The organism is Rhizobiales bacterium NRL2 (assembly GCA_001664005.1).
Lineage (GTDB): Bacteria > Pseudomonadota > Alphaproteobacteria > Minwuiales > Minwuiaceae > Minwuia.
This window is the reverse complement of the sequence record CP016093.1, coordinates 1,707,487-1,728,016: the sequence shown is the minus strand read 5'-3', so window position 1 is coordinate 1,728,016 and position 20,530 is coordinate 1,707,487. Positions and strand designations below refer to the sequence as shown.

The following is a 20,530-nucleotide window of genomic DNA, read 5'->3' as shown; positions in this document are numbered from 1 at the left end:
CTTTATGGCCGCCGGGCCGCGTCGCTTTCAACAAGATAGTCGGCGAGGACGTTCAGGCTGCTCTCCCAGCCGCCGGAATGGGATGCGGCGGTATCGGCGTCGGCGAACCGCTCGTGGGTCAACCGCAGTTCGGTGCCGTCGCCGGCGACGGCGAACTCGAAGGTCACGACCGTCTCGACGCCACTATCGTTCTCGCCCGTCCAGAGCCAGGTCATCTTCAATCGCCGCCCCTCGTCGATCTCCAGAATGCGCCCGCGCAGCGGATGACGCGCGCCGTCGGCGCCGCGCATGGTGAGCGAATAGCCGCCGCCCGGCTCGAAGCGGAAAATCTCGATATCCGTCTCCATGCCCTCAGGGTGGAACCATCGCGCCAGCCGCGCCGGATCCGCGAAGGCGCGCCAGACCTGGGACAGGGGCGCGGAGAAATGTCGGTGCAGAACCAGCCGCCAGACATCGCCGTCGGCCTCCACAGTCTGCGTCGACGGTTCAGCCATCGCTCCTCGCCTTTTCGTCTCCGAGGAATCGTTCCAGCCGGTCCAGGCTGTCGTTCCAGAATGCCGCCTGCGCCTCCAGCCAGGTCCGCGCGGCTTCGACGCCTTCCGGGTTCAGGCTGCAGCGTTTCATCCGGCCATCCCGGCGGCGGCGTATCAGGCCGGCCTGCTCCAGCACGTTGAGATGCTTGGTGATGGCCGGCATCGACATGTCGAAGGGTTCGGCCAGTTCGCCGACCGTCGCCTCCCCCCGGTTCAGTCTTGTCAGGATGGCCCGGCGCGTCGGATCGGCCAGAGCGCCGAAGACGCGGTCGAGGTTCGGTTCACTATTAACCATATAGTTAATGTATGGACCGCGGGCGCGCCTTCAAGCCCTGGATTCAGCTAGCCGGGTAGCGGATAGGTCCCCATCAGATAGGGATGGGCGTGCAGAATCGCCATGAAAACCACGAAGCCGATGGCCAGGCGCCACAACCGCAGTTCGCCGAACACCAGCCGGTTGCGGCCCTGAATGATGGCCAGAAACGGCACGATCGACGTGACGGCGGAAAAGCGCTCCCACCCCGCCAGACGGCGGTGCGACTTGCGGTCGATCAGCACCGTGCCGGCCGCGGCGAGCAGGCCGAGGCCGCCGAAGAAGACGATGGCCCGCAGGTCGCCGCGCACGATCAGATGAGCCACGGACCAGAGCACGACGCCGGTGAGGAAGGGATGGCGCGTGATGCGCAGGAAGCCCGTCGCCGGGTCGCCTTCCCTGGCCACGCCGCCGCCGCCTACCGCCGTCGGGCTGCGCCCGATCAGGCCGCCGACGCCGATCAGAAGGGCGACGAACATGAGGACGAGGGTGACGTATTGCGCGACGCCGTGGTTCATCCACAGCACCGGCCCCGTCGGCGCGGCGTTGAAGGCGAGCACCATCCAGAGCAGCGCGGCGATCGAGAGGATCGAGAAGGCGATGGCGTAGCCGGCCTCCCCCAGCGCTCCGGTCAGTCTGCTCCGCAGCACGCTGGAGGGGATCACATGGATCGCCAGAAAGACCGCGGTCGCCAGAACCAGATGCCAGAACTCACCCACAGGCATGTTTCACTACTCCTGTTTCCCGGCTTCGCCGTCCTGCATGGCCCTGTAGGTTTCCAGGCGCTGCCGGGCCTGAGGATGCCCCGCCCGCGCCGCCGCCGCCAGCCATTCCAGCGCCATGTCCATGTCCTTCCGGACGCCCCGTCCCGTCGCCAGATGATTGCCCATCAGGTACTGCGCGTCCGGATGGCCCTGCTCGGCGGCGCGTTGATACCAGAGCACGGCTTCCGACTGGTCCGGCTCACCGAAAGCGCCGTGAGCGCTCCAGACGCCGAGCTGGAACTGGGCGTCAGGCAGTCCCGCCCGGGCCGCGCGCAGGACCAGTTCGAAAGCCTTCTGGGATGAGGGGTTCACGCCCCTGCCCGACATGTAGAGCTGCGCCAGGGCGAGGTCGGCCTGTGGCAGACCCTGGGCCGCGGCACGCTCGAACCACGACTTCGCGGCGGCCGCGTCGGGCTCGCCCAGCAAATCGGTCAGGTGCAGGACGCCGAGGTGATACTGGCCGAGTGGGTGGCCAGCCGCAGCTGCGGCGCGGAACAGCTCGATCGCGCGTTCGTTCGACTGGGCGCCCGCGATGCCCTGCTGATAGAACACCCCCAGCGTTGCCTGCGCGGCCGGATAGCCTTGCGCCGCCGACAATTCGAACAGGCCCCGCGCCCGCGCCGCGTCCGGCGCCGCGATGCCGAAGCCGTTGGCGTGGACCGTGCCCAGACGATACTGCGCCATCGCGTCGCCGGCCGAGGCGGCCATTTCGAGCGCCTCCATGGCGCGGCCGAAATCCGGCTCGACGCCGTCTCCGTCAAGCAACATGGCGCCGAGACGGGCCGCGGCCTCGCTGGAGCCGTTGTTCATCGCCTCGCCGTACCAGTAGACGGCCGTCTCGGGATTCGGCTCCGGCCCTTCCGGGTCGCTGTAGTAGTCGCCGAGCGCGACCTGCGCCTCGACCTCCCCGCCGCGCGCCGCATCCCACAATTCCTGGGGCGTGCGGTCATCGGCGGCCGCGGCTACCGCGGCCAGAAGCACGACGGCGGCCGCCATGACGGCGACCCGGATCATGCTCCCTCGGCGGCGTGGCGGCCGGCGTCCGTCAGCCGGCAGACCAGCCAGTCCGGCTTGATCGGATTGTCGAACCATGGCTCGGCCCAGCCCTTCTCGATGCAGATCCTGATTGTCCGCGCGGACACAGCCTGTCCATCCTCGTCGAACAACGGCAGCTTGCCCCCGGGTTGAACCAACCCGCGCCTCAGATAGCTGAGCTGTGCGGCCGAAGGCGCGTCGTCAATTCTGTCGTTGTCGCCCCCTCGCCCCATTCCGGGATGGTAGCTCAAGCCAGTGAGGCCGAAAAGCGGCGGATGGCTGGCAGGACCGCCTCGGGCCGGTCGCGGTGCGGGCTGTGACCGCAGTCCGGCAGCATCAGGGTCTCGACCGGACCGGCGACACCCCGGGCGATGCCGTCGACCTGCTTCTCCGTGCCGTACTCGTCGCCCTCCCCCTGGATGACCAGGCACGGCGCCTCGATTCGCGGCAGCAGGTCCACCAGGCTCCACGCGTCGAACGCGCCGCTCAGCCAGGCATCGGCCCAGCCGCGGAAGGCGCAGTCGACATTGTCGCCGTGATGGCGGGCCAGCGCCGCGCGCAGACTGCCGCGTTCATAGGCCTCGCGGGCCCGGGCGATGGATTCGATGCTGACCGTTTCGGCGAAGATGTGAGCGGCCATGGTGACGACGCCGACGAGACCGGGCCGGGCTGCCAGCGCGGCGTAGGCAAGCGCGATGGAGCCGCCGTCCGAATGACCCACCAGCAGGTGCGGGCCGATCTTCAGCGCCGAGAGCAGTTCCGGCAGCACCGTCCGGCCCTCGTCATGCATGTAGCTGATGGGCCGGGGTAATCGGCACGGGGCCGAGCGGCCATAGCCATAGCGGCTGTAGGCCAGCACGCGGAGGTCCAGCGCCGCGGCGAGGCGATCGGGGAAATCGCGCCAGAGGTCGACGCAGCCCAGACCCTCGTGCAGCAACACCACCACCGGTTCGTCGGCGCCGGAGACCGGCCGGCCATACCAGCGGTACTCGATCCGGCCGCCGGCCACTTCCACGAAATCGGATCCGGCCAAGACCCCTCAGTCCCTCAGCTTGAAACGCTGCGTCTTGCCGGTCGCGGTCTTCGGCAGTTCATCGACGAAGTTGATCCAGCGCGGATACTTGTACTTCGCCAGCCGATCCTTCACGAAGGCCTGCAGTTCCCCGGCCAGCGCGTCATCGCCGGTGCGGCCCTCCGCCAGGGTCACGAACGCCTCCGGCTTGACCAGGCCATCATGGTCCGCGCGGCCGACGACGGCGGCCTCCAGTACGGCCTCATGCTCGCCCAGGGCCGATTCCACCTCGAAGGGCGAGACCCAGATGCCGCCGACCTTGAGCATGTCGTCGGACCGCCCCTGGTAGACATAGCAGCCGTTCTCGTCGATCAGGTACTTGTCGCCGGTGCGCGTCCACGGCCCGTGGAAGGTCTCCAGGCTCCGGGCGCGATTGTTCCAGTAGGCCACGGCCGAGGACGGTCCGCTGATCCACAGATCGCCGATCTCGCCCTGCGGCACGGCCTGTCCGTCTTCGGTGGTCAGCTTCGCCTCGTAGCCGGGAACCGGCTTGCCGGTGGTGCCGTAGCGGACCTCGCCGGGACGGTTGGACAGGAAGATGTGCAGCATTTCCGTGGAGCCGATGCCGTCGATGATGTCGACGCCGAAACGCTGCCGCCAGCGTTCGCCCACGTCCCGCGGCAGCGCTTCGCCTGCGGAAACGCAGAGGCGCAGGTCCGCGTCCTCACGCCCCGGCTTGAGCGCCGGATCGGCCAGCATGCCGGCGTAGAGCGTCGGCACCGCGTAGAACACGGTCGGGTTGTGATCGTTCAGGCGCTTCAGGACGCTTTCCGGCGTCGGCCGCTCCGCCATCAGCACTGCCTTGCCGCCGACATAGAGCGGAAAGGTCATCGCATTGCCCAGCCCGTAGGCGAAGAACAGCTTGGCCGCAGAGAACACGGTGTCGTTCTGGCTCAGTCCGAGGATCTGCTGGCCGTAGAGGACCGCTGTATTGACCATGTCGGAGTGGATGTGGACCGCGCCCTTCGGCCGGCCCGTCGAACCGGAGCTGTAGAGCCAGAAGCAGGTTTCGTCCGCCAGGGTCTCCGCCGGCGCGAGATCGGCGTCGGCGCGGGCCATGAGGTCGGCAAGCCGCGGCCGCCCCCCGGCCGCCTCGCCGGAGACGACGACGTCCCGCACGAAGGGCTGATCTTCCAGCGCGCCCTCGATGACGGGATAGAGGGCGTCGGAGACGAAGACCGCCCTGGCCCGCGAATCCCTGAGCATGTAGGCGTAATCGTCGGCCGTCAGCAGCGTGTTGACGGGCACGGGCACGATGCCGGCCTTGATCGCGCCAAAGAACAGCGCCGGGAAATCGATGGTGTCCAGCATCACCATCATGATGCGGTCCTCGGGCTGCAGCCCCAGCGCCTTCAGCGCATTGCCCGCGCGGTTCACGCGCTCGGCAAGCTCGCCATAGGTAACCTGTTCGCGGTCATCGATGAAGGCGACCCGCTCGCCGCGGCCCTCGGCGATATGACGGTCGATGAAGTCGGCCGCGGCGTTGTAGGCCCGCGGGACCCGGATCTCAGGCGGGCTGGCGCCCCAGTCGACCTCGGTGAAGCGCGAAAGGTTCATGTGATCCCCCCATCATGCGGCCTCCTGGCTGCGGTTCAGTTCCCCGAGCCATTGCCTGACCCATTCGACGCCTGCATCTTCCGGCAGGTCGCCGCCGCTGGCATTGTGCGCGAAGCGTTCGCCGATCTGGCGCGCCCCGCGTTCCCGCAACACCTTCTCGAACCGCTCGCCGCCGTGGTTGAACGTGTCGGCGTAGGTCGAATCGCCCAGGCCGAAGATGCCGAAGCGAATGCCGCTCAGGTCCGGCGCCTTCTCTTCCAGGGCCTCGTAGAAATCGAGCGCGTTGTCGGGCACGTCGCCCTGCCCATAGGTGGACGTGACGATCAGGTAGACGGCATCGACGTCGTCGAAGACCGTCTCGTCGAGATCGTCCATCAGCAGGATTTCGGTCTCCCGCTCGGTTTCCGCCTCGATCGCCGCCTGCATGTCCTCGGCGACCATCTCGGCCGTGCCGGTCATGGTGCCGACGAGTATCTTGATCGGATCGGCCATGGGTCCACGCTCCCAGTTGCGGTTCCGCCGCGCGCCCGCCCCTATAGCCCATAAGCGGATGCGCCGCCAGATCAAATGCATTATACTGCAGGCATGACGATGCGCGAGCCGCCTGCCCGAGACCAGATGGATCCGACCGCCGCCTTTCTCCAGGGGGTGGGCACGCGGGTGCGCGACGCACGCGCCCGTCACGGCATGACGCGCAGGGATCTCGCCAAGCATTCCGGGGTCTCGGAGCGGCATCTGGCCCAGCTCGAGGCGGGCAAGGGCAATATCTCCATCGTCCTGCTGCGGCAGGTAGCCGGCGCGCTGGCGACGCCGCTGTCGGAACTGCTCGACGACGGCCCCGACCGATCGCCCGATCACAGGCTGCTCGCCGGCATGCTGGATCAGTTGGGGACGGAACAGATCGCCGAGGCGCGCCGGCTGCTGGAACAGCGTTTCGTCCGCAGCAGCGAGCGCAATGGCCGTCTCGCGCTGATCGGATTGCGCGGCGCCGGCAAGTCGACCGTCGGCCGGCTGGTCGCGGCACGGCGCGGCAGCGAGTTCGTCGAACTGGCCGAAGAAGTCGAACGGGTTGCCGGGCTCGGTCTGGACGAGATCTTCGAGTTCTCGGGTCAGGCCGGCTATCGCCGTTTCGAAGGCGAGGCGCTGCGGCGCCTGCTCGGCGACCGCCGCCAGGCCGTGCTGGCGACGGGCGGCGGCATCGTCTCGAACCCGGCGACGTTCCAGATGCTGCTCGGTGGTTGCTACACGATCTGGCTGCGAGCGGACCCGCAGGCGCACATGTCGCGTGTCGTGGCCCAAGGCGACCAGCGGCCGATGGCGGGCAACCGGCAGGCGATGGAGGACCTGGAGCGCATCCTGCGGAACCGGGAAGCGCTCTACGCGCAGGCAGACGCGATCGTCGACACCTCCGGTCTGGCGCCCGATGCGGTGGCCGAACGTGTCCTGCGCTGCTGGCCAGCTGTCCGCGCAGCCTGAGCGGCTGGCGTCAAGTGACCGTCGTCGCAAAATGCAATGCCCGCCATCCATATGCGGTGCCGCATTGAGACGAAGCGACAAAACCGGACACGACATGTGACTTCGCCGCGCCGGCCTTCTCAAGGGGGCATGGAACATGACGACGCGAATTTCCGACAGGCGCGAATCAAGGCGGGGTTGTTGGCACGGATTCTCGGCATCTGGCCCGGTCGACGGCTGCCCGCATCCGGATTTCGGAGTTGGCCCGTGAATTGCTTGTACTGGACGCGGAAGCGCACGAAGAGGGTTGCGTCAGGTTCCATTTCGTACGGACCAGTTTGTTGCGTATCGGAATCCCGGGAAGGAAGGATCGAGACATGTTCATCAGGACAACCATTACCTCCATCTCCATGCTGGTCGCTCTTGGCGTCGGCACGGCGCAGGCGGGCCTCAAGGAAGCCGAGCAGCTCTACGCCGCCGGCGATCACAAGGGCGCGCTGCAGGAATATGTGAACACCGGCGGCACCGGCGACGTGGAAGCCACGTTCCGCGCCGCGCAGATGTTCGAGCGCGGCGAGGGCACCGGCGAGCCCCGCCTCGACAAGGCCGCCGCCTGGTACCAGGCTGCGGCGCGCGCCGGTCACGTGACCGCGCTGAAGTCGCTGGCGGAAATGTTCGCCGCGGGCCGCGGCGTCGACGAGGACAAGGTACAGGCTTACGCGCTGCTGGAAATCGCGGCGCAGAAGGGCGACCCCGAGGCCGCCCAGGTGCGCGACAAGCTGAGCGCCGATCTGCGCCCCGGCCAGGTTGCCGCTGGCCAGCGCCGCGCCGAGAAGCTGGCGCCCAAGTACGAAGGCTCCTGAACCGACCCGACCACCGATTCCGATAGCGTTGGAGACGCCCGCCAGCACATGGCGGGCGTCTCTCATTTCGGGTTGTTGGCTCCCCTTGCATGCATTATAGTGCATGTTGAGTACATGGGAGAGCCGCGCCCCGATGATCGACTTCGAGAGACATCCCGACAGCTACCGCCACTGGCGCCTGGACATCGACGGCGAGATCGCCTGGGTGCGCATGGACGTCGACGAAAAGGGCGGTCTGCGCGACGATGTCGAGCTGAAGCTCAACTCCTACGATCTCAGCGTCGACATCGAACTCTACGACTGCATTCAGCGCCTGCGTTTCGAGCACCCCGAAGTACGGGCCGTGATCCTGACCTCGGCCCATGACCGGGTGTTCTGCGCCGGCGCCAATATCCGCATGCTGGCCAGCGCGACGCACAGCCACAAGGTCAACTTCTGCAAGTTCACCAACGAGACGCGTCTGTACATGGAGGACGCGACCGAGAATTCCGGCCAGCGCTACATCTGCGCGGTGACCGGCTCCTGCGCCGGGGGCGGCTACGAACTGGCGCTGGCCTGTGACTGGATCATGCTGGCCGACGACGGCTCTTCCTCGGTGTCCCTGCCCGAGGTACCGCTGCTGGCCGTGCTGCCCGGCACCGGCGGACTGACGCGGCTGGTCGACAAGCGCCGGGTGCGCCGCGACCGGGCCGACTTCTTCTGCACCACCGAGGAAGGCGTCCGCGGCAAGCGCGCCGTCGACTGGAAGCTGGTCGACGAGACCGTGCCGCGCAGCAAGCTGATGGAAGCCGCGGAGAAGCGCGCGCACGAATTCGCCGCCACTTCCGACCGGCCCGCGGATGCGAAGGGCGTCGAGCTCACGCCGCTGGAACGGAAGATCGACGGCGACGTCATCCGCTATTCCACCCTCCGTGTCGAGATCGACCGGGAAGCCCGCGCCGCCGAGATCACGGTGCTGGGTCCACAGGCAGACGCGCCGGCGGACGCCGCGGCCGCCGAAACCGAAGGCGCCGGCTTCTGGCCGTTGCGTCTGGCGCGGGAACTGGACGACGCCATCCTGCATCTGCGCATCAACGAGGAGACCATCGGCGCCTGGGTCTTCCGCACCGAGGGCGACGGCGAACGCGTGGCCGGCCATGACGCGCTGCTGGCCGACAGCATGGACAACTGGTTCGTGCGCGAGGTCGCGCTCTACCTTCGCCGGGTGCTGAAGCGCGTCGACGTTTCGGCGCGGTCGCTGTTCGCCTTCATCGAGCCCGGGAGCTGTTTCACCGGCGTCCTGCTGGAACTCGCCCTGGCCGCCGACCGCTCCTACATGCTCGACGGCCAGTTCGAGGGCGACAACCGGCCGCCGGCGGCCCTGAGACTGACCGTCGCCAACCGTGGGGCCTATCCGATGGGCAATGGCCTCACCCGCCTGCAGAGCCGTTTCCTCGGCGATGAGGCGGCGCTCGCCGCGGCGTTGGAACGCGACGGCGAAGACGTGGAGGCATTGGAAGCCGAGGAACTTGGCCTCGTCACCTTCGCGCCCGACGATATCGACTGGGAGGACGAGGTCCGCATCGCGCTGGAGGAGCGCGCCGCATTCTCGCCGGACGCGCTGACGGGCATGGAAGCCTCGCTCCGCTTCGCCGGTCCCGAGACCCTGGAAACCAAGATATTTGCCCGCCTGTCCGCCTGGCAGAACTGGATATTCCAGCGCCCCAACGCCACCGGCGAGAAGGGCGCGCTGCCGCTGTACGGTTCCGGCGAGCGCACCGAATTCGACCAGAGGAGAGCCTGATGGCGATCGACTACGTCAACAAGATCCCGAACAATGTGGACCTGTCCGACAATCGCCGCCTGCAGCGCGCGCTGGAGGCCTGGCAGCCGAATTTCCTGAGCTGGTGGGACGACATCGGTCCCCTGGGATTCCAGCAGAAGGACGTCTACCTGCGCACTGCGACCTCGGTCGACGCCAAGGGCTGGGCCCATTTCGACTATGTGAAGATGCCGGACTACCGTTGGGGCATCTTCCTCGCCGACCGCAATCCCGACAGGCAGATCAATTTCGGCGACCACAAGGGCGAACCCGCCTGGCAGGAAGTGCCGGGCGAGTACCGCGGCGTGCTGCGCCGTCTGATCGTCACCCAGGGCGACACCGAGCCCGCCTCAGTCGAACAGCAGCGTCTGCTGGGCGCCACGGCGCCCTCGCTCTATGACCTGCGCAACCTCTTCCAGGTCAATGTCGAGGAAGGCCGGCATCTGTGGGCCATGGTCTATCTGCTGCACGCCCATTTCGGCCGCGACGGCCGCGAGGAGGCCGAGGCCCTGCTGGAGCGCCGCTCCGGCGACGAGGACAAGCCGCGTATCCTGGGCGCCTTCAACGAGAAGACGCCGGACTGGCTCAGCTTCTTCATGTTCACCTACTTCACTGACCGCGACGGCAAGTACCAGCTCGCCAGCCTGGCGGAGTCCGGCTTCGATCCGCTTTCGCGCACCTGCCGCTTCATGCTGACCGAGGAAGCCCATCACATGTTCGTCGGCGAGACCGGCATCGGCCGCGTCATCGACCGGACGCTGGAGCTGATGAAGGAGCACGACACCGACGACATCAGCCCCTTCGGCGGCGTGAACCTCTCGCTGCTGCAGAAATACCTGAACTTCCACTTCTCGGTATCGGTGGATCTGTTCGGTTCGGAACTCTCCACCAACGCCGCGAACTACTACACGATGGGCCTCAAGGGCCGGTTCGAGGAGACGCGGAAGGACGACGATCACCTGTTGAAGGACGCCAGCCACGAGGTCATGCACCTGGAGGACAGCCGCTTCGTCATGCGCGATGATCCCGCGCTTCAAGCGCTCAACGAGGCGCTCCGCGACGACTACGTCCTCGATTGTCAGCGCGGCGTGGACCGCTGGAACAAGGCGATCGCCAAGGCGGGCATCGACTTCCGGCTGAAGCTGCCGCACCGGGCCTTCCATCGCCAGATCGGACAGTTCGCCAGCGTCCACTGCACGCCGGAAGGCAAGCTGATCTCCGCCGAGGAGTGGAATGCGCGCTGCCATGAATGGCTGCCGACCGACGAGGATCAGAAGTACGTCGAATCGCTGATGAAGCCGGTCTACGAGCCCGGCAAGTTCGCGGCCTGGATCGCCCCGCCGCGGCGCGGCATCAACGGCAGGCCCGTCGACTTCGAGTATGTCCGCTTCAACTAGCTGACGGACCGCCGACCGCGCCGGGTTCGCGCCTCTCCATCGTCGGCTGCGTGGCCGATGATGCAGTCGGGCGGAAAGGTCACGCGCGCCGTCAACCCCTTGCCCGGCGCGCTGTCGATCCAGATCGAGCCGCCATGCATGGCGGCCAGTTCACGCGCGATGGGCAGACCGAGACCGATGCCGTCGACATTGGCGAAGCGCGGGTCGCCAGCCCGCTCGAAGGGTTGCAGTAGCCGGCGGAGCTCGGCCTTCGCGATGCCGACGCCATCGTCGGCGATGATCACGCCCGCTTCCATCGCATCGCCGAAGATGCGGATCGACACAATGGCGCGCGGCCCGGCGTACTGCACCGCGTTGGCGACCAGATTGCCGACGATCTGGCGGAATGCGCGCCGGTCGACACTGAGCACCGGCGCTGCCGAGGTGGGCTCGACACGCACGAATACCCCGTGCTCGGAAGCCACGGGCTCGTAGAGGCCGACCACGCGGCGCACCTCCTGATCCAGATTGACCGCCTCGCGGCGCAGTTCCATCGCGCCGGATTCGATTTCGGAGAAGCCGATCAGGTTTTCGACGAAGCTCATCAGCCGCTCGCCGCTCAGCTTGATGTCGCGCGCATAGTCCAGGTATTTCGGGTTGTTCATCGGACCAAAGGCCTCGCTGCCCATCAGTTCGGAAAAGCCGATGATGGCGTTGAGCGGCGTGCGCAGTTCGTGACTGACATTGGCCATGATGCGTGACTTGGCCTCGGAGGCCGCTTCGGCGTGAATGCGCGCCTGAGCGAGCTGGCGATTGCGCTGGCGGGCATAATCGAGCGCGCGCCGCAGCCGACGCATCAGCACCAGAAAGACGGCGCAGATCGCGGCCAGACCGGCCAGCAGGGCCAGCATCGGCCAGAAGGTCGGATTGGACGGATCGATCACGCGGCTCAACGAGGGGAACAGCGGCGGCAGCGCGATACTGACCGCCTGAACGCCGCGCACGTCGCCGGCCTTCCAGTCGTCTCGCGGCGAATCGGGATGGGTGTTGTGGCAGGCCGCGCAGCCGGCGCCCATGACCACGGGCTCGGCGTGGCGCAGGCGCAGCCCGTCGCCATCACGGACGACCCGGCTGAAAGCCGGCTCCCGGTTGTTCACCAGCCGCTCCAGCGCCTCCGCCTCGAAGGCGTTTCGCGGCCCGCCGTCATCCCGGTAGTCGAACGGGTGACCACTGAAAAAGCGGAATTCGGCGGGACGGACCAGGTCGTTGATCCAGATTCCCAGTTCGATCGACATGGTCGCCGGCGTGGGAATCGCGCGTTCGCGCTGATGGTAATCGCGGGCAACTTCCAGACCGCCGATACGGGCCCGGGGCACGACCACGGAGGTGTAGTATTCGCGGACGGCGGTGAGGGTTGCCGAATAGGACCGTGCGCTCTCCAGCGCGGTACGGTAGCGCAGGTCGTCCAGCACCATCGCAGCGAGTACGGCGATCAGGCCCAGACCGGCGGCGGCAAAGAAGGCGACGGACACGACCGGCCGCCGCGCCATGGCGTCGATGACCTTGCGCGCCTGGTGCAGAATGCTCCGCCGTCCGTCCACGGATCTTCTCTTTGCAGGTTGTCCGGCTCCTGCCGAACCATGACCGGCCCGCGTTAAATTTGCGTTCACCTCCCTCTGCGCCCGTTCGCAGCCGGGAGGCTCATATCGGGGTGTGCCGGCGACCGCCGCGCGCTAGGCTGCGGAGAACGATCCCCCAACGGGACCGAGGGAGGAACTGGAATGCTCGAAGACGCGCCGCTGGTGACGGTGCGGCGGAACACGCCGCGGCCGAGCGCCGAACAGGTCGCCGCGATCGCCGGGGCGCCGACGGGATTCGTCGTCGACGCGCTGGGCGGGCGCGGCGCCATGGGACCCGCGGTCAAGCCCGTCATTGCCGGTCAGTCGGATTTCTGCGGCGTGGCGGTGACCTGCCATACCGGGCCGGCGGACAATCTGGCCCTGCTCGCCGCCCTGCCGCTGCTGCAGCCGGGCGATGTGGCGGTGGTCGCGACCGACGGCTATGTCCAGACCGCCGTGGTCGGCGATCTGGTGCTGCAGATGGCGAAGAACCGGGGCGCCGCGGCTCTGGTGACCGACGGCGCGGTACGCGACACGCCGGGCATCCGCCATGTCGGTCTCCCCTGTTTCGCGACTGCGGTCACGCCCAACTCCCCGGCCAAGAATGGCCCTGGCGTGGTCAACGAGCCAGTCGTGCTGGCCGGGCTGACGGTCGCCGCGGGCGACATCGTGGTCGGCGACGTCGACGGTGTGGTGGTCGTGCCCCATGCCCGTATCGACGCGGTGATCGCAAAGCTGCACGACGTGCGCCGCGCCGAGGCGGAGATGCTGGCGAAGGTCGAGGGCGGGCTTGGCGTGCCGGCCTATATCGAGGACATGTACGCCAGCGGCAAGGTCCGGGAGATCGGCTGACGCCGGCGGAAGAAGAGGGAATCATGAACGAGATTCGCGAACGCGACGGCCAGGTCTTCGTGCCGGTCGAGACCATGCACCGCGTCGGCGCGGCCACTTTCGAGGCGGCGGGCTGCGCGCCCGAGGAAGCGCGGCGCATCATCACCCGGCTCGCCGGCGCCAACCTGCGTGGTCACGACAGCCACGGCGTGATCCGCATACCGCGCTATGTGCAGTGGGCCGAGGACGGCGTCCAGATTCCCGGCCAGACGATCGCGCTGATGGTCGACCAACCGGTCTTCGCGGTGATCGACGGCCGCTTCGGCTTCGGCCAGACCATCGGCGAGCAGGCTGTCGACATCGGCATCGCCAAGGCGAAGGAAAACGGCGTCTCGCTGACCGCGCTCAGGAACTCGGGCCATCTGGGCCGCATCGGCGACTGGGCGGAGCGTGCGGCCGAGGCCGGGCTGGTCTCCATGCACATGGTCAATGTCCGCGGTTCCCTGCTGGTCGCGCCCTTCGGCGGCATCGACCGGCGCAGCAGCACCAATCCCTTCTGCATCGGCGTGCCGCGAGACGGCGACGAGCCCATCGTGCTCGACTTCGCCACTTCCCTGGTGGCGGAGGGCAAGGCGCTGGTGGCGCTGAAGGGCGGCAAGCCCCTGCCGCCCGACGCCATCGTCGACGGCGAAGGCAATATCACCGGCGATCCCCGCCCGCTCTATGGCGACGTCTCCGACGGCGCCTTTCCCGACCCGGCCAAAGGGCCCGGCGCGCTGCGCGCCTTCGGCGAACACAAGGGCTTCGGCATGAATTTCATGATGGAGATGCTGGCGGGTGCGCTGACCGGCTCCGGCACCGCCGGCGCTCTGGGCGAGGACGAACGGCGGCGATTCTGCAACGGCATGCTGTCGATCTACATCGACCCGTCGGCGCTGGCCGCCGCGCCACGGGAGATGGGCAACGGCCTGTTCGAGGAGATCACCGCCTACGCCGCCTTCGTGAAGTCGGCGCGGCCCACGGCGCCCGGCGGCGAGGTGCTGATCCCCGGCGAGAAGGAGCGCCAGGTGATGGCGGAACGGCTGGCGAGCGGCCTGCCGCTGGCGCCGGAAGCCTGGGCCGATATAGTCGCCACGGCCGCGCGCAAGGGCGTGGACCTGACCGGGGCGGCGGCCTGACCGGAACCCTCCGCCGGGGCGGTCAGCAAGATTGTTGCAGACGCGGCCGCCCCCCTTGGCCAAGATCGTGTGCAGCCGCACAATGGAAATCGGGTCTGCGTGATCATGGAACGGCTGGAAATCTGGTTGGAACGCAACCTGGCGCTGGTTGAAACCACGCTGAGCGGGACCGCGTTCTACTATCAGCTCGGCGCCATCGCGGCCGCGCTCGCCGCATCCTGGCTGCTCTCCACCCTGATCCAGCGCCGCTTCTTCTGGTTCAGCCGGGAGCCGAAGGCGTCCGAGGGCTACGAGATCAGATGGGCCTTCTTCCGCGCCCGCACGCTGGTCTTCCCCTTCACCTGCGTCGTCGTCTTCGGCGCTCTCTCGGTCTTCGGCGAGACCGCGTTCGGGGAGAACTGGCTGATCCGCATCGCCCAGGGCGTCTCGGTGGTTCAGCTCATCTACCGCCTCGGCACGCACCTGATCCGCAACCAGGCGATCAACCGCATCCTGACCTTCATCGGCCTGCCGATCGCGCTGCTCTACGTCTTCGGCTGGCTCGACACGGTGACCAGCGAGCTCGAGGAAATCAGCTTCGAGATCGGCAATATCCATTTCTCGGCCTACACGATCGTGCGCACGCTGATCTTCGGCGCGGTGCTGTTCTGGCTGGGGCGCATCTCCAACCGCACCGGCCAGAAGGTCATCCGCAGCCAGAAGCAGCTCGACACCTCCACGAAGGAAGTGGCCGCCAAGCTGTTCCAGATCGCGCTGTTCGTGCTGATCTTCATCCTGCTGCTGCAGATCATGGGCATCGACGTGACCACCCTGGTGGTCTTCGGCGGCGCCATCGGCGTCGGCCTCGGCTTCGGTCTGCAGCAGATCGCGGCGAACTTCATCTCCGGCATCATCATCCTGCTGGACCGTTCGATCACCATCGACGACTACATCCAGCTGGAGGACGGCCGCGCGGGCCGGCTGCGCGAACTCAACATGCGCTACGCCATCCTGGAGACCTTCGACGGCAAGGACATCATGGTGCCGAACGAGCAGTTCATCACCACGGCCTTCACCAACTGGACGCATCACAACCAGAAGCAGCGCTACGCGCTCAACTTCCAGGTCGCCTACGACACCGACCTGGAAGCGATGTTCCCCATCATCCGCGACGTCGTCGCCAGCCATCCGAAGGTGCTCAGCGGCGAGCACATTCCCATCGCCGAGCGTCCAGATGCGGAAATCCAGGAGTTCGCCGATTCGGGCATCACGATCCTGGTCGAGTTCTGGATGGAGGGGATCGATGATGGCGACAACCGCGTCGGCGGCGATCTGCTGCTGATGATCTGGTCGACGCTGAAGGCGCACGGCATCGAGATCCCGTTCCCGCAGCGGGAGATCCGGCTGCTGAAGGACCAGGACCAGACCCCGAATGCATCCGCCTGACCGGGGTCGGCCGTGACCGTCCGGCTCGCCATCGCCGCTCTCGCCATCGGCCAGACCATCGTCTGGGCGGGCACCTACTATTTCTTTCCCGCCATGCTGCTGCGCTGGGAAACGGTGGAAGGCTGGCCCAAGACGACGCTGACCGCCGCCTTCGCCGCCGCCCTGGTGCTGACGGCGCTGGTTTCCCCGCTGGCCGGCCGCCTGATCGACCGCGGCCGCGGGCCACAGACCATCGCAGGCCTCGCCTTCGTTGCCGCGGGACTGGTGGCGCTGCTGCCCTTCGCACCGAATATCTGGGTCTTCGCCGCCCTGTGGCTGGCGATCGGCGTCTGCATGGGCGGCTGTCTCTACGAGCCCTGTTTCGCCCTGATCACGCGGACCCGCGGCGCGGCGGCGCGGCGCGCCATCACCATGGTGACGCTGGTGGCCGGCTTCGCCAGCACGGTGAGCTTCCCCCTCAGCCATTACGTCTCCCGCGAAGCGAACTGGCAGACCGCCGCCTTCGTCTTCGCCGGCCTGATAGCGTTCGCGGGCGCGCCGCTGCTGCTGTTCGGCGCGCGGACGCTGGAACGCGCGCACGGCGCCGCGGGCGCAGCGGCGCCCGCCGAGACCGCTCACGGCGGCATTGCCGCAGCCGCGGAGCGCACCGTCGCCCAGGTGCTGCGCAGCCCCGTCTTCCTGTTGCTGGCGCTGGCCTTCGCGCTGCTCTCGCTGAATCACGCCGTGATCATCAACCATATCCTGCCGATCCTGGACGACCGGGGCGTCTCGCCGGAGCAGGCGGTGCTGGCGGCCTCGCTGATGGGGCCGATGCAGGTCGCCGGCCGTGTCGCCATGATGCTGTCGGAGCGGCACCTGTCGAACCATGTCATCACCACCTACTGCTTCGGCGCGCTGTTGCTGGCAACGGTCTGTCTCTTCACGGCGTCGTTCTGGCCGCTGCTGATCTTCGCCTTCGTCGTCCTACAGGGCAGCGGCATCGGCATCTTTTCCATCATGAAACCGGTGATGACCCGCGATCTGCTGGGGGAGAAGAATTTCGGCGCGATCTACGGCTCGCTGGCCCTGCCGACCATGCTGGCCTTCGCCCTGGCGCCGTTCCTCGGCACGCTGCTCTGGGCCGCCGGCGGCTACGACTTCGCGATCATGGTGATCGGCGCGCTGACCCTGGCCGGCCTGATCGCGTTCCGGGCCGCCTCCGCCCAGGCGCACGCGGCAGCCGGCGCAGGGCCTCGCCCTTCTTGAATTGCCTCCGCGCCGGGCGTAGTTTCCCGCCGGCCCGTCGCAGGGGCCTCACGCAAAACATCATTCCGGAGCAGGAACCATGTCGATCCTTGCCGAATCGCTGAGCCGCATCAAGCCGTCGCCGACCATCGCGGTCACGGCCAAAGCCCGCGAGCTGCGCGCCATGGGCAAGGACGTCATCGGACTGGGCGCCGGCGAGCCGGACTTCGATACGCCCGACAACATCAAGGAAGCGGCGATCAAGGCCATCCGCCACGGCGAGACCAAGTACACCAACGTGGACGGTACGCCGGAGCTGAAGGCCGCGGTGAGCCAGAAGTTCAAGCGCGAGAACAACCTGGACTACGCGCCCGAACAGATCACGGTCGGCACCGGCGGCAAACAGGTGCTCTACAACGCGCTGATGGCGACGCTGAACCCGGGCGACGAGGTTCTGATCCCCGCTCCCTACTGGGTGTCCTATCCGGACATGGTGCTGCTGGCCGGCGGCACGCCGACCTTCATCGAGGCCGGCGCCAACCAGGGCTTCAAGCTGGTGCCCGAGGAACTGGACAAGGCGATCACGAAGAAGACCAAGTGGCTGATCCTCAACAGCCCGTCGAACCCCTCCGGCGCGGCCTATACCCGCGAGGAGCTGGCGGCGCTGGGCGAGGTGCTGAAACGCCACGAACATGTCTGGGTCATGACCGACGACATGTACGAACACCTCGTCTATGACGACTTCGAGTACTCGACCATCGCCGAGGTCTGCCCGTTCCTCTACGACCGCACGCTGACGGTCAACGGCGTCTCCAAGGCCTATGCGATGACCGGCTGGCGCATCGGCTATGCCGGCGGGCCGGTGACGCTGGTGGCGGCGATGGCCAAGATCCAGTCGCAGTCGACCTCCAACCCCTCCTCCATCAGCCAGGCGGCGGCCGTCGAGGCGCTGACCGGCCCGAACGACTACATCGCCGAGCGCAACAAGGTCTTTCAGGAACGGCGCGATCTGGTGGTCGCCATGCTGAACGATGCCGAGGGGCTGCATTGCTCGACGCCGGAAGGCGCGTTCTACGTCTATCCGTCGTGCGCCGGCTGCATCGGCAAGACGACGCCCGACGGCAAGAAGATCGGCAACGACACCGACTTCGTCACCTACCTGCTGGAAAGCGTCGGCGTGGCCTGCGTGCAGGGCGAGGCCTTCGGGCTGAGTCCGCATTTCCGCATCTCCTACGCGACCTCGACCGAGGCGCTGAAGGAAGCCTGCACGCGGATCCAGAAGGCCTGCGCCGATCTGAAGTAGGGCGATGCGCCCCTGCCCAGGCTATGATGGCCGACTGGGCTCCGGGATCGAGTCCCGGAGCGGGCAAAAGCCGGTGGCACTTTCAATTCATCCCCGTCCCGGGGCTTGACCCCGGGACCCAGCCCGGGCTCAAGGCCTGCCCGGAACGGGACCGGGGCAGACGCCTCAGGCGTTGACGTCGACGATAACGCGGCCGCGCACCTGGCCCTTCAGGATCTCGGGCGCCAGCTCCAGCACCTTCTGCAGCGGCGCCATCTCCGACATGGCGTCCAGCTTGTCGAGCGGCAGGTCGACGGCCAGCCGGGACCAGGCTTCCTGCCGCGCCGGCATGGGCGCGTAGACGGAATCGACGCCAGCCAGATTCACCCCGCGCAGGATGAAGGGCAGCACCGTGGTGGGCAGATCCGGCCCGCCGGCCAGGCCGCAGGCCGCGACGCAGCCGCCATAGGCGGTCTGGGCCAGCGCGTTGGCCAGAGTGTGGGAGCCGACGGTGTCGACCACGCCCGCCCAGCGCGGTTTCTGGAAGGGCTTGCCCTGTTCGGAGAGTTCGGCGCGGTCGATGATGTTCGCCGCACCGAGATCCTTCAGATAGCCGTGGGTCTCCTCGCGGCCGGTCGAGGCGGTAACCGAGTAGCCGAGCTTGGCCAGCACCGCGACCGCGACCGAGCCGACGCCGCCGGCCGCGCCGGTGACCAGCACGTCGCCCGATCCGGGCGCCACGCCATGTTTCTCCAGCGCCAGCACGCAGAGCATCGCCGTATAGCCGGCCGTGCCGATGGCCATCGCCTGCTTCAGGTCGAGACCGTCAGGCAGACGCACCAGAATGTCGCTCTTCACCCGCGCCTTCTGGGCATAGCCGCCGCTCTTGTCCTGGCTGAGGCCGTAGCCGTTCACGACCACCCGGTCGCCGGGCTTGAAGGCGTCGGTTTCCGACGACGCCACGGTGCCGGAGAAGTCGATGCCGCAGACCATGGGAAAGCTCTCGCAGATCTTGCCCTTGCCCGTGACCGCGAGGCCGTCCTTGTAGTTCAGGGTCGAATAGGCCACGTCGACGACCACATCGCCTTCGGATAGCTGGTCGAGACCGATCTCCTCCATCTTCGCCTCGTAGCCGGCGTCGGTCTTGTTGGCGACGATGGCTCTGAACGTGTCACCCATGATGCGCTCCTCCCAAACGGCTGTTATCCGCGTACTACCTAGAGCATCGCCCGGTCCGGGCCAAATGCCTATGCGTCGAAGGCCCGCGCCAGCGCCGCCTGGTAGATTTCGACCGCCCGTGCGCGCCGCTCTGCGCCGGCGCGGGCGAAATGCTCCAGCATGACGCCGGCGTTGATCTCCATCACCGCGGGCACGCCGTCGACCGCCTCTGCAATGTCGACGCTGCCGAACCGCAGGCCGACCGCCTCGGCCGCGCGCAAGGCAATCTCGCCGTTGGCGGCGACGGTGGGATGGCTCGATTCCAGTTCCTTCGGCCGCGCGCCATGACCCAGATTGTGCCGCCAGCCGACAGTGACGATCTCGCCCCTGTCCGGCGCCCGGTCCAGTTCCCGCGGCGTGCGGGCGGCCAGCCATTCGCCGAAGGCCTCTGCCATCTCCGGTGTCATGACCGCGGCGGCAAGCTGGCGCAGGGTGCGCTCTCCGTCGCCCACCACGGCGGGCCGGGTCTTGTCGTAGGCGAGCACGATTTCGCCGTCCAGGATGACGAAGCGTTGTTCGGCGGCGATCTCGACGAAGGGCGAGAGCGCGATGGAACGGCACCCCTGCAGCAGCATGTGGACGACGCGCTCCAGTTCGGCCACCGAATCCACACGGTGGACATCGTTGCCGCTGGTGCCCTCGTTGGCCTTGACCACCACATCGCCGCCGAAGTCCGCGAAGGTCTTCAGCAAGGCCTGCCAGTTGCCGGGCTGCCCGGTGAAGCGATGCATGATCGGCTCCAGGAACAGCCGATGCTCGATCATGGTCACGCCCGCAGCGCGCAACACCTCGAAGCTGGCGGCCTTGTCGTTGGCGACCCTGAGACAGCCGGCGCCATTGAGCCCGACGTCGTAGCCGAAGACGACGTGCCGCCGGTCCTCGGCCTCGAGCACCAGGATCCAGTCATGCGACAGCCGCGTCAGGGCGAGGCCGCGGCGCTCGGCGTAGTCGACCACCGCCTCGACCAGAAGCCGCTCGTCATTT

General features: G+C 67.5%; 20 protein-coding genes. 9 read left to right on the top strand and 11 right to left on the bottom strand.

Annotated features, from left to right (window positions below):
- Positions 1-2: 2 nt before the first annotated feature.
- The 8 genes from TEF_08015 to TEF_07980 are packed head-to-tail and all read right to left on the bottom strand — an operon-like array spanning position 3 to position 5,766.
- Positions 3-494 (bottom strand): hypothetical protein, encoded by a 492-nt coding sequence (locus tag TEF_08015; GenBank protein ANK80750.1) that lies wholly within the window; start codon positions 492-494, stop codon positions 3-5.
- On the bottom strand, positions 487-828 hold the full coding sequence (locus TEF_08010) for a transcriptional regulator (protein ANK80749.1): 342 nt from the start codon (positions 826-828) through the stop codon (positions 487-489). The genes TEF_08015 and TEF_08010 overlap by 8 nt, the downstream gene beginning before the upstream one ends.
- 47 nt (positions 829-875) lie before the next feature.
- A complete protein-coding gene (locus TEF_08005) occupies positions 876-1,571 on the bottom strand; it encodes a hypothetical protein (protein ID ANK80748.1) in 696 nt (231 codons plus the stop codon).
- A 6-nt stretch (positions 1,572-1,577) separates the two neighbouring features.
- Positions 1,578-2,606, bottom strand: a complete 1,029-nt coding sequence (locus tag TEF_08000; GenBank protein ID ANK80747.1) for a hypothetical protein — start codon at positions 2,604-2,606, stop codon at positions 1,578-1,580.
- A gap of 14 nt (positions 2,607-2,620) precedes the next feature.
- Complete coding sequence (locus tag TEF_07995) at positions 2,621-2,878, bottom strand: hypothetical protein (GenBank protein ANK80746.1); 258 nt, start codon at positions 2,876-2,878, stop codon at positions 2,621-2,623.
- A gap of 14 nt (positions 2,879-2,892) precedes the next feature.
- A complete protein-coding gene (locus TEF_07990) occupies positions 2,893-3,678 on the bottom strand; it encodes an alpha/beta hydrolase (GenBank protein ID ANK80745.1) in 786 nt (261 codons plus the stop codon).
- Positions 3,679-3,684: 6 nt separating this feature from the next.
- Entirely contained in the window at positions 3,685-5,274 is a 1,590-nt protein-coding gene (locus TEF_07985; protein ANK80744.1) for a 4-hydroxybenzoate--CoA ligase, read from the bottom strand.
- A gap of 12 nt (positions 5,275-5,286) precedes the next feature.
- Entirely contained in the window at positions 5,287-5,766 is a 480-nt protein-coding gene (locus TEF_07980; protein ANK80743.1) for a hypothetical protein, read from the bottom strand.
- Between the two features lie 93 nt (positions 5,767-5,859).
- Between TEF_07980 and TEF_07975 the strand changes: the two genes are divergently transcribed.
- The 4 genes from TEF_07975 to TEF_07960 all read left to right on the top strand — a co-directional run bounded on the left by TEF_07975 (position 5,860) and on the right by TEF_07960 (position 10,790).
- Positions 5,860-6,750, top strand: a complete 891-nt coding sequence (locus TEF_07975; protein ANK80742.1) for a hypothetical protein — start codon at positions 5,860-5,862, stop codon at positions 6,748-6,750.
- 356 nt (positions 6,751-7,106) lie between these two features.
- Positions 7,107-7,592 carry a hypothetical protein gene (locus TEF_07970; protein ANK80741.1) on the top strand — a complete coding sequence of 162 codons (486 nt, stop codon included), beginning with the start codon at positions 7,107-7,109 and terminating at the stop codon, positions 7,590-7,592.
- Positions 7,593-7,695: 103 nt separating this feature from the next.
- Positions 7,696-9,375, top strand: coding sequence for a benzoyl-CoA-dihydrodiol lyase (locus tag TEF_07965; GenBank protein ANK80740.1), 1,680 nt, complete (start codon positions 7,696-7,698; stop codon positions 9,373-9,375).
- Positions 9,375-10,790, top strand: coding sequence for a benzoyl-CoA oxygenase subunit B (locus tag TEF_07960; protein ID ANK80739.1), 1,416 nt, complete (start codon positions 9,375-9,377; stop codon positions 10,788-10,790). Before TEF_07965 ends, TEF_07960 begins: the two co-directional genes overlap by 1 nt.
- Here the strand turns inward: TEF_07960 and TEF_07955 are convergent.
- Positions 10,787-12,370, bottom strand: a complete 1,584-nt coding sequence (locus tag TEF_07955; protein ID ANK80738.1) for a hypothetical protein — start codon at positions 12,368-12,370, stop codon at positions 10,787-10,789. The genes TEF_07960 and TEF_07955 overlap by 4 nt on opposite strands.
- 180 nt (positions 12,371-12,550) lie before the next feature.
- Between TEF_07955 and TEF_07950 the strand changes: the two genes are divergently transcribed.
- The 5 genes from TEF_07950 (at position 12,551) to TEF_07930 (ending at position 18,349) form a co-directional block, all read left to right on the top strand.
- Positions 12,551-13,240, top strand: a complete 690-nt coding sequence (locus TEF_07950; protein ID ANK80737.1) for a hypothetical protein — start codon at positions 12,551-12,553, stop codon at positions 13,238-13,240.
- Positions 13,241-13,314: 74 nt separating this feature from the next.
- Entirely contained in the window at positions 13,315-14,397 is a 1,083-nt protein-coding gene (locus tag TEF_07945) for a malate dehydrogenase (protein ANK83351.1), read from the top strand.
- A gap of 105 nt (positions 14,398-14,502) precedes the next feature.
- Positions 14,503-15,822: a mechanosensitive ion channel protein gene (locus TEF_07940; protein ANK80736.1), complete on the top strand. Its 1,320-nt coding sequence runs from the start codon at positions 14,503-14,505 to the stop codon at positions 15,820-15,822.
- A 12-nt stretch (positions 15,823-15,834) separates the two neighbouring features.
- Positions 15,835-17,067: a hypothetical protein gene (locus TEF_07935; GenBank protein ANK80735.1), complete on the top strand. Its 1,233-nt coding sequence runs from the start codon at positions 15,835-15,837 to the stop codon at positions 17,065-17,067.
- A gap of 79 nt (positions 17,068-17,146) precedes the next feature.
- A complete protein-coding gene (locus TEF_07930) occupies positions 17,147-18,349 on the top strand; it encodes an aspartate aminotransferase (protein ID ANK80734.1) in 1,203 nt (400 codons plus the stop codon).
- 165 nt (positions 18,350-18,514) lie between these two features.
- Here the strand turns inward: TEF_07930 and TEF_07925 are convergent, their stop codons facing one another.
- Together TEF_07925 and TEF_07920 are read right to left on the bottom strand one after the other, a co-directional pair.
- Positions 18,515-19,507 carry a hypothetical protein gene (locus tag TEF_07925; GenBank protein ID ANK80733.1) on the bottom strand — a complete coding sequence of 331 codons (993 nt, stop codon included), beginning with the start codon at positions 19,505-19,507 and terminating at the stop codon, positions 18,515-18,517.
- A 68-nt stretch (positions 19,508-19,575) separates the two neighbouring features.
- On the bottom strand, positions 19,576-20,502 hold the full coding sequence (locus tag TEF_07920) for a hypothetical protein (protein ID ANK80732.1): 927 nt from the start codon (positions 20,500-20,502) through the stop codon (positions 19,576-19,578).
- Positions 20,503-20,530: the final 28 nt, after the last annotated feature.